Source organism: Streptococcus sp. 2106 (genome assembly GCF_013277315.1).
GTDB lineage: Bacteria > Bacillota > Bacilli > Lactobacillales > Streptococcaceae > Streptococcus > Streptococcus pseudopneumoniae.
The window spans coordinates 1-8,787 of sequence record NZ_VMMS01000139.1; the positions used below are offsets into that span (position 1 = coordinate 1).

The window sequence follows — 8,787 nt, forward strand, 5'->3', positions numbered from 1 at the left end:
TGAAAATGATTGAGTATTATTCCATTTTTCTGTATCACTAGAAGAAAGCGTATAGATTGTTAACTCTACCGTTGGCTTATTGATATTTTCTTTTGTAATCATTTGTTTTCCAAAAAAGAAAATGGCGAGTACCCCAGTTACAAAGATCAAAGCAATATAAATTTTCTTTTTCATACCTTATACCCTATATCTTTCATGTCAATTATCACATCAACTTCGTTATAGACAGCTGGATCATGTGTCGCTATAATGACATATTTATCTTCAGTTGTTTCATTCAATAGTAAACGAATAATTTCTTTTCCAATCTCACCATCTAAAGCTCCTGTAGGTTCATCTGCTAAGATAATTTTACGTGGTTTCATTAACATTCTGGCAATAGCTACACGTTGAGCCTGCCCTCCAGACAATTCATATATTTTTTGATGTAAATAGTCACTTGACAGTCCTACTTTTTCAAGTACGTCAGTTATTGTTTTTTTGTCTTTAGTGATAAGGCTCAGATTATCATATACTGTTTTGTTATCTATTAAAGAATAATTCTGAAATACATATCCAACAGTATTTTTAAAAAAAGTTCTTTCTTTTATCTTCCAAATATCTTGTTTATCAACTAAAACATTCCCACTGTCAATTTTTTCTAATCTTCCTATAATATTAAGAAGGGTACTTTTGCCGGAGCCAGAACCTCCAATCAATGCATAGCTTTTTCCAGATTCAAATATTAAATTTAAGTCTGTAAAGATCTTCTTTGAGCCGAAACTTTTTGAAACGTTCAAAAGATCAATTGTCATGATTCATCTCCTTTTAAAATTTTAGTATAGCTTTCAGATAATTTTCTAAAACTCATTATGATTGACAACATCAAAACTAGCAGAGAAGCCGCTCCAATATATAGCAACTCTATTTGCCCTGTCACAAGAAATGTAAATAGAATAACCATTGTAATAGTCATCATAAAATATTTGAGACTTGAAATTGCTATATATGTTTTTGACAGACCCAAAGTGATTTTTTTCACATATTCATTCTGTTTTAGAGTAATAAAAAGTTGGACATATTGATAAATAAGTATAAAGACAATACTGTAAATTATCTTCTGCAAGATTTGTGAAAGTAAAATTTGATGCTCTAAGGATTGAATCTTTAATTTCACAATTTGGTAAACATCTACTGGATTCATTGAGAAATTCAACGGGACAGTCATCTCATTTATTTTTTTTACCGCTTCAGGACTAAAAAGAGACTTATTAGTTATATTACTAGCCAAAGTAAACTTATTATTTTCCATCATTTTGTCTGTATCTAACACAACAACAATGTTATCTTTGCTATCTGCTACATTTGCCAGCGGTAAAATATCTTTCATTTTAAGATTAGTATCAGCATCCTCATTAAAATAAAAAATTTTTTCCCCATCAGGAATTATTTGTACTGCCAGCTGTTCTCTTGTATAGTTTGTTCCAATAAATTGTTCTGCTACAACTGTATTCTCAATAGATTTCTGGTTTTCTTTCCACTTCTCAGGAATATAGATGGTTGCTATCTTATTATCTAAAAGATGATAGTTTGTTCCATTCACTTTATTTTGTAGGTTAGCACCTGTTTGGTTGATATAAATTAACTCTTTATTTATTTCTGGATTCGTTATCCCGTCATTTTCTAATTGTTTAGAAAAATTTTCTATAACATGTGAAGTTTTCATGAAATCTGGAACATATGCTGAAGACCGTTCTATATATAAGAAATCTAAGTTTTTTAAGGCAGCAACTATCTGTAGATACTGACCATCTGAATCATTAACTTCTCTATTTTTAGTAGAGTTACTTTCAATTCCAAGGAACTCAATCCTTCTCCAGTCTTTTACTGTATCCCATGGTACTAAATTCTGTATCTGTATGTTAATACTAGATTGACTACTCTTTGTTTCTTGTAAAAAAACTCCTGAGACAAGGATGATAATCGAAATAATAGCAAGCCATACGACAAAAATAAGCTTGTTTTTTGCCTTGTTTTTAATAATTTCAATGGGCTTTTCAATCTGAATCGTCAACCAAAATAAAACAAAAGTAATAAGATCAATGATTTGAAATAGTATAAAATTCGTTAAAAGCAGAGAGAAAAATAACTTAGAACTATAGGTGAAGAAACCATTACCCAAAAAAGAACTGTAAGAAATCATCAATAAAGCCATCATAATCAGTTCAAAAATAAGAGAAATGCCATACTCTCTTCTTAAGTCGTATATAGGCAAGCCCAAAGAACGTCGTATCACTCCTTCTTTGATCTGCCTCGTCCTAACAACAAATAAAACAACTAATAAAGTTAAATAAATTGAACCCATTAACAGTATTCTTAAAGTTCCAGTGAATTGTAATATTCCTCCTATATACCAAGGATAAGCCATATAGACTGTTTGCAGCCCCGTCATCGTAAGTGGTTTCAAACTATCTACATCCATTTTCCCAAGGGTATAATACATCCCTATTATTGGTGCTGACTTTAATTGTTCATTATTTACATCATCAAAATTTACATACTTCAACTGACCCGAACTCTGAACGATTGGCTTGTAAATGGTAACCTTTTCCGTTTTTGATAAGTCACGAACCATTTCATATATTTCGTTATTAGAAAGATTACTTTTCCCTTGAATAGAGAAAGCACCATCAATTGGTAAAGGTATGGGGATTTCGGTATCACTAATAGTGACCAGACCAATTGTAGCAATCAAACAAAAGAAGAATCCAATGATACATAATTTTAATTTCATAAGCAATTACCATATTACAAAAGACCCTATTTTATAATTGGGTCTCCTGTTTTCATAAATTATTTTTAAAATCTATAATAATCCCAATATGCATTTAAGCGAACATCGTTCCAAGATTTTGTTGCACTTGAATATGCCCATCCATAATCTTTTTTTATCGTAAGCTTTAACGGTTCCCCAATAATTCGTTACTGAAAATTTTGAACCAATATTATCTGGAGAACTAACAAAGTAATTTGAATAACCATAGCTATTATCTACACCATACTGCCATACATCAATAATGGGACTTGGAGCAGGGTGTGCTGTAGTTGCACTAACAACACTAGCTGCAGTAGCAAAGCTAAAACTGAAAACACTTGCAGCTAGAAAAACAGATGCTTTCTTATTAATTCTTTTTTTAATTTTACTTCTCCTTGGATTAAAATATTTGATGAAGACTAAGTAATAGTCCCCTTTTTAGTCCCTCCATATTACTTTAATATGAATTGATTATATTTAGGTTTTTAATCACCGTTATGGTATCTAGAGTCGTTAAAATATCTCGTAACTACCCCTCCTTTTAAAATTGAACACATCTAAATGCATCCGTTTACATTTTTAATATAACACTTATTTTTTAATTTGTCAAATATTTACTAGTATATTTTTTATTAATAAAATAGGATTATCTATACAGACAATTTTCGAATCAACAAAAAAATTATCCAACTTAACCAATAAGCAAAATCGGCCGTTACAGTTTTTGTTACCTTGTTTTAAAAAATTGGTTGACAATGATTCCTCTATGAGTATAATAGTTACTATACATCAGAAAAGAGGTTAACTATTTTGAAAAAAGCTCACATTTATGCTATCCCTGCTATTGGGGCTGCTCTCATTGCTGTTTTGGCACAAATCAGTCTTCCAGTTGGACCTGTTCCCTTCACTCTGCAAAACTTTGCAATCGGCTTGATTGCTACTGTCTTTAGACCGAGAGAGGCTGTACTTTCTGTTGGACTCTATCTTCTTCTAGGTGCTATCGGTCTTCCTGTGTTTGCAGGAGGTGGAGCTGGTTTTCAGGCTTTAGTTGGCCCTACTGCAGGCTATCTTTGGTTTTATCTCGTTTACTCTGGACTTACTTCCTCTCTAACCAACAGCAAGAGCGGAATTGTCAATATTTTTCTTGCAAATCTCTTGGGTGATGCCCTTGTCTTTGTCGGAGGGATTCTCAGCTTGCATTTTCTAGCTGGAATGGCATTTGAAAAAGCTCTTGTTGTGGGGGTCATTCCCTTTATCATTCCAGACCTTGGTAAACTTCTAGCTATTAGTTTGATTAGTCGTCCTCTACTTCAACGCCTTAAAAATCAGGCTTACTTTGCTAACTAAAAAAGGATATCGAGTTGTCATAACTCAGTATCCTTTTCTTTTATTTTGAAAACTTAGTTTCCTTTAAAAGCATCCACCATTGTTTGAAATTCTTCATTGGAAAGAGTAATTCCTTTGCCCATCTTCGTATGGTCTGGACTCCAAGCACGAATATCAAACTTTGCAGGGGCACCATTAAAGCTCACACGGTTGATTTCCTTGGTCCAACCCTTTTCGTTTTCAGAAAGAGTCAACAAGTGCTCTTCGATTTCAAATGTAAATTCTGCCATTTTCTTCTCCTTTTTTTAACTTTCATCTGATTATTCGTAAAATCTTGTAGATTTTAGGAAAATTTTATATAATATTGATATAAAAGAAGGGAGGCCAATATGAGACATAAATTCCAGCAAGTTCTAGGTAAAATACATGACTTTTTAAATGGACATGACCAACCTGACCAGACTGAAAGCAACTCCCTTACAGCCACTATTGAAGAGGCTATCCAGAAACAAACTGCTGTTCACCTTATCTTGTCTGAGACAAGCTTTACAGGTGACATCATCAAATACGATCAGCAAGGACAGCAAATTATCGTGAAAAATTTTGCCAAAAATGTGAGCCGGATTATCCGTATAAGCGATATTCAACGCCTGCGATTTGTCCCCTCAACTGTCCAAACAGCCCAAAAAAATAGATTTAAGAAAGAGTGAGATGTAGTTGCTTCATCCCACTCTTTTTCTTAGCGAATTTGTTCAAAATGTAAATGAACTGCGATATGATCTCCATAACCACTTCTTTCCAAGTCACGTTGTAAACGATAGGAAATGTAGTGTTCTGCAATGGTAATGTAACCTGCGCCCAATAAACGATGTTCAACCATAGATTGAATCATACTGATAGTCGCACGTTCCACCTTGGCTTCTTGTAAATCCAAAACTACCTTCTTAGTGACTTGAGCAAGATTTTGACGCAAATCATCTGTCAAAACATAAACAGTTTGGGCTGCCTTCAAGATGGCTTGGTAAATCTTATCTGGATTAAATTCAGCAATTTCGCCATTACGTTTGATTACTTGCATAGGTTTCTCCTTTATTCTTTGTTTTCTTTGATTTCTGCCAGCATTTTTTCTTCTTCTACTGTCAGTTGATAATGTTCAAGTAAATCTGGTCTGCGCTCGTAGGTTTTCTTTAAACTCTCGTACAATCGCCACTGACGAATCTTTTCATGGTGGCCACTCATCAATACATCTGGCACGACCATGCCTCGATAATCATAGGGACGTGTGTACTGAGGATATTCTAAAAGACCTGAAGAAAAACTATCATCTTGGTGGCTAGACTCCTTGCCAATCACTTCTGGAATCAGGCGAACTGTAGCATCAATCATGGTCATAGCTGCCAATTCTCCACCAGTGAGGACATAGTCGCCTAGGGAAATCTCATCTGTTACCAAGGTCTTAATGCGCTCATCATAACCCTCATAGTGCCCACAGATAAAGATTAGCTCTTCCTCTTGAGCCAAATCTTCAGCATAAGCCTGATCAAACTGCTTTCCAGCAGGATCGAGGAGAATAACGCGCGGATTTTTCTTTTCAATAGCATCAAAGGCATCGAAAATGGGTTGGGCTCGGAGCAACATGCCCTGACCGCCTCCGTAGGGCTCATCATCTACATGACGGGCCTTTTCAGCATTTTCTCGAAAATTATGATACTGGATATCCAAGAGCCCTTTTTCTCGAGCCTTTCCAACGATTGAGTGCTCCAGTGGAGAAAACATCTCTGGAAAGAGGGTTAAAATATCAATCTTCATCATCTAACCCTTCTAAAATTTCCACATCGACACGGTTATTCGGAATATCAACATTGAGAACCACTGGTGGAATATAAGGCAAGAGCAAGTCACGTTTGCCTTTTCGCTTGACCACCCAGACATCGTTAGCACCTGGTTGCAGGATTTCCTTGATGGTTCCAATCAAGTTATCACCCTCATAGACTTCCAAACCGATAATCTCGTGATAGTAGAATTCACCATCGTCTAGGTCATTCAAATCTTCCTCAGCAACCTTGAGACTGTATCCCTTATACTTTTCGATAGCGTTGATATGGTACATATCTTTGAATTTAATAATGTCAAAGTTCTTCTGTTTACGGTGACTAGCGATAACCACTGTTTGGACAAACTGATCTTTTTCATCAAACAAGGCCAGCTCAGATCCTTTTTTAAACCGTTCTTCTGCAAAATCCGTCACAGACAATACTCGCATCTCACCCTGCAACCCCTGCGTATTGACGATTTTCCCAACATTAAAGTAGTTCATCTTGTCTCCTGTAGTCTCCTTCTTTCCATCTTATTCTGACAATTCTCGAATAATAGTTGCAATTTTTTCCGCTTCGGACCATTGTAAATAATGGTGATTCCCTCCTAAAATGAGTTTAGTATTGGAAGTCCAATATTCTGATTCTCTGTACTCTTTTTCTCTATAAGGCTGACAAAAAATAAATACAGGAATATGAGCTTCTATAGATACATCCTCAAAATCTTTCTCAGTAATCTCTCCAGATATCTGAAATTCTGGATTTTGCTTTTCCAACTCTAAGCCTTTTTCTTGCATTATTTCCCAGATTTCTTTATTCGTTTCAGGACTAAATGTTGCTTGAGTTAAATTCTTCAAATAAAGTTCAGGACCACACTCGTCAATCAGCCTCATCTGCTCTTCCATTTCTGGATAAGGATTTTCTGAAAAATCAGCAAACATGACTTTTTTAGTTGTCGGTTCAATTGCTACTAAAGCCTGACACTTAATTGGTTTCTTGAGCAATTTACAAACTAAAATTCCACTCAAACTATGTACACAAAGTATATATTCAGAAATCCCTAATACTTCAAGTACTTCATAAACCGCATCTGCAAGATTATCTAGATTTTTTCCAGCTTGGTCATGAATCGGACTCCTACCTGTGTTAGGAAAATCAATTGTCAAATAACCAATTGTAGGGGGAAGTTTTTCAAGTATAAGTGAAAAATTTTCATAACTTGGTAGCAAACCTGCTCCGTTTAGACAAACTAGCACTTTCTTTTGATTTTGATAAGTAACAGAGAGACTACCAATTTCTGTAGATACTTCAAACCTCTTCATAAAGAAATCCACTCATTCTATATAATGAATTATTAAAAATCCTTATCCTTTATTTTATCACGTTCCAAAGATTTTCTCAAGTTGGAGAAAAAAGACACTATAGATAGTATCCCTCTAAAAATCCTCGTAACTTCTCAAAGTAACTTCCATCTCTCCCAAAACTGGAAGTTACTCTAAGACGACTTTGTTTTAGGGCTATTTGTCGTGCACTTTTTTCTGAGTCTTTTCGCTTTTGAACCCTTATATATCAAGAAAAAGAAAATCAGTGGAAGTTAGTCTCAGACGGATTCCCACTGATTTCACGCGTTTTTCTAATACTAAAAGCTAGGTTGTGGGAAACTAGAAGTTAGTTTGGGAATTTACCCTCTAAAAAACTTTCCAAATCCTGATGAGGATATTTTACACTTCTCCACACAAAAAAGCGAGACATCCGTCCCGCCCTTCTTATTTTTCGTCAATAACGATTCTTACTTTTTTGTATTCAGTTGGGACAGAGTAGACAATCGTTCTTATCGCAGAAATAGTGCGACCCTTACGACCGATTACACGACCCACATCGCTTTGATCAAGATTCAAATGATATTCCAAAAACTCTGGTGTATCTTCAATCTTGATAGTTAAGGCATCTGGTTGTGAAATCAAGGGTTTCACAATCGCAATAATGAGATTTTCAATCGTATCCATCTATCAACCTACTTTAAACTTATTTTGAGAATTTAGAATCGTGGAATTTTTTCAATACGCCTTCTTTTGAAAGGATGTTGCGAACTGTATCTGAAGGTTGAGCTCCATCAGCCAACCATGCAAGAACGCGGTCTTCTTTCAAAGTTACTTGGTTTTCAGCAACAAGTGGATTGTAAGTTCCAACTGTTTCGATGAAACGTCCGTCACGTGGTGAACGTGAATCTGCTACGTTGATACGGTAGAAAGGTTTTTTCTTAGAACCCATACGAGTCAAACGGATTTTAACTGCCATTTTTAAAGTCTCTTTTCTTATTTTTTATTTCGGTGAAATAGCTGAGCTATTTAGCACATGTTCTATTATAGCAGATTTCTAACAGGTGTCAAGAAAAAAACTTGACAGACTATAAAATTTTTAAACCATTTAGAAATTTGTTAGAAGTAGGAAATAAATGTTTGAAAGAGGCTATCCGTGAATAGTATTTTAGAAATATTTTATAAAGAACACCAAGTCAAACCCTTCATCTCTCCTGAACGTGATTTGGATGCTTGGCTCCTAAATCCTAAGCCCGTTCCCAAACGAAATATGGACTTATTGGCAGATGATTCGCTGGCAGGTGATATCATTCTACTATGGAGAATACAGTTTGGAACTTTTACCACCGAAACATGATTTTAAAAACTCCCATTCGAATATGATTCAAAATTCGCTTAAAATCAATGTTTTCCCACTTTTTCAGAAAACAAATTTTCATCTAATTTAAATAACTTTCAATTAAATGGTATGAATTTTGCTTAAAATCATCAAAAAACACCCCATGGTGTGAACCATAATACTCTTTGAAAATCT

At 34.9% G+C, this 8,787-nt stretch carries 12 protein-coding genes and 2 pseudogenes; 3 read left to right on the forward strand and 11 right to left on the reverse strand.

The features are described from left to right. The 4 genes and pseudogenes from HT723_RS11750 to HT723_RS11980 all read right to left on the reverse strand — a co-directional run. Positions 1-174 (reverse strand): annotated as a pseudogene (locus HT723_RS11750) (tRNA (guanine-N1)-methyltransferase); the annotation flags it as partial. Continuing rightward, the gene (locus tag HT723_RS11085) at positions 171-794 is read right to left on the reverse strand and encodes an ATP-binding cassette domain-containing protein (protein ID WP_023935831.1); all 624 of its coding nucleotides are present in this window, start codon (positions 792-794) and stop codon (positions 171-173) included. The gene HT723_RS11085 and the pseudogene HT723_RS11750, both read right to left, overlap by 4 nt. Next, entirely contained in the window at positions 791-2,773 is a 1,983-nt protein-coding gene (locus tag HT723_RS11090; protein ID WP_172935204.1) for an ABC transporter permease, read from the reverse strand. The genes HT723_RS11085 and HT723_RS11090 overlap by 4 nt, the downstream gene beginning before the upstream one ends. 65 nt (positions 2,774-2,838) lie before the next feature. After that, positions 2,839-3,178: pseudogene (locus HT723_RS11980) on the reverse strand (hypothetical protein). A gap of 426 nt (positions 3,179-3,604) precedes the next feature. Between HT723_RS11980 and HT723_RS11095 the strand changes: the two are divergent. After that, positions 3,605-4,141 carry a biotin transporter BioY gene (locus HT723_RS11095; protein ID WP_023933578.1) on the forward strand — a complete coding sequence of 179 codons (537 nt, stop codon included), beginning with the start codon at positions 3,605-3,607 and terminating at the stop codon, positions 4,139-4,141. A 53-nt stretch (positions 4,142-4,194) separates the two neighbouring features. On the opposite strand, the gene HT723_RS11100 is transcribed toward HT723_RS11095, so the two are convergent. Further along, on the reverse strand, positions 4,195-4,410 hold the full coding sequence (locus HT723_RS11100) for a YdbC family protein (RefSeq protein ID WP_000807422.1): 216 nt from the start codon (positions 4,408-4,410) through the stop codon (positions 4,195-4,197). A gap of 99 nt (positions 4,411-4,509) precedes the next feature. Here HT723_RS11100 and HT723_RS11105 point away from each other — a divergent pair, with 99 nt between their 5' ends. Further along, complete coding sequence (locus HT723_RS11105) at positions 4,510-4,830, forward strand: hypothetical protein (RefSeq protein ID WP_049513506.1); 321 nt, start codon at positions 4,510-4,512, stop codon at positions 4,828-4,830. 29 nt (positions 4,831-4,859) lie between these two features. Here HT723_RS11105 and HT723_RS11110 read toward each other — a convergent pair whose 3' ends face one another. The 6 genes from HT723_RS11110 to rpsP form a co-directional block, all read right to left on the reverse strand. Next, positions 4,860-5,198 carry an ATP cone domain-containing protein gene (locus HT723_RS11110; RefSeq protein WP_001196049.1) on the reverse strand — a complete coding sequence of 113 codons (339 nt, stop codon included), beginning with the start codon at positions 5,196-5,198 and terminating at the stop codon, positions 4,860-4,862. 11 nt (positions 5,199-5,209) lie between these two features. Continuing rightward, positions 5,210-5,929 carry a tRNA (guanosine(37)-N1)-methyltransferase TrmD gene (gene trmD, locus HT723_RS11115; RefSeq protein ID WP_023940500.1) on the reverse strand — a complete coding sequence of 240 codons (720 nt, stop codon included), beginning with the start codon at positions 5,927-5,929 and terminating at the stop codon, positions 5,210-5,212. Further along, a complete protein-coding gene (gene rimM, locus HT723_RS11120) occupies positions 5,919-6,437 on the reverse strand; it encodes a ribosome maturation factor RimM (RefSeq protein WP_001105909.1) in 519 nt (172 codons plus the stop codon). The genes trmD and rimM overlap by 11 nt, the downstream gene beginning before the upstream one ends. Positions 6,438-6,467: 30 nt before the next feature. After that, positions 6,468-7,256, reverse strand: coding sequence for an alpha/beta hydrolase (locus tag HT723_RS11125; protein WP_138705627.1), 789 nt, complete (start codon positions 7,254-7,256; stop codon positions 6,468-6,470). Positions 7,257-7,700: 444 nt separating this feature from the next. Beyond that, complete coding sequence (kphA, locus tag HT723_RS11130; RefSeq protein WP_000379621.1) at positions 7,701-7,940, reverse strand: RNA-binding protein KphA; 240 nt, start codon at positions 7,938-7,940, stop codon at positions 7,701-7,703. Positions 7,941-7,959: 19 nt separating this feature from the next. Continuing rightward, the gene (gene rpsP, locus HT723_RS11135; protein WP_000268760.1) at positions 7,960-8,232 is read right to left on the reverse strand and encodes a 30S ribosomal protein S16; all 273 of its coding nucleotides are present in this window, start codon (positions 8,230-8,232) and stop codon (positions 7,960-7,962) included. A gap of 177 nt (positions 8,233-8,409) precedes the next feature. On the opposite strand from rpsP, the gene HT723_RS11140 reads away from it, so the two are divergent. Next, positions 8,410-8,610: a hypothetical protein gene (locus tag HT723_RS11140; RefSeq protein ID WP_001084631.1), complete on the forward strand. Its 201-nt coding sequence runs from the start codon at positions 8,410-8,412 to the stop codon at positions 8,608-8,610. Positions 8,611-8,787 lie beyond the last annotated feature (177 nt).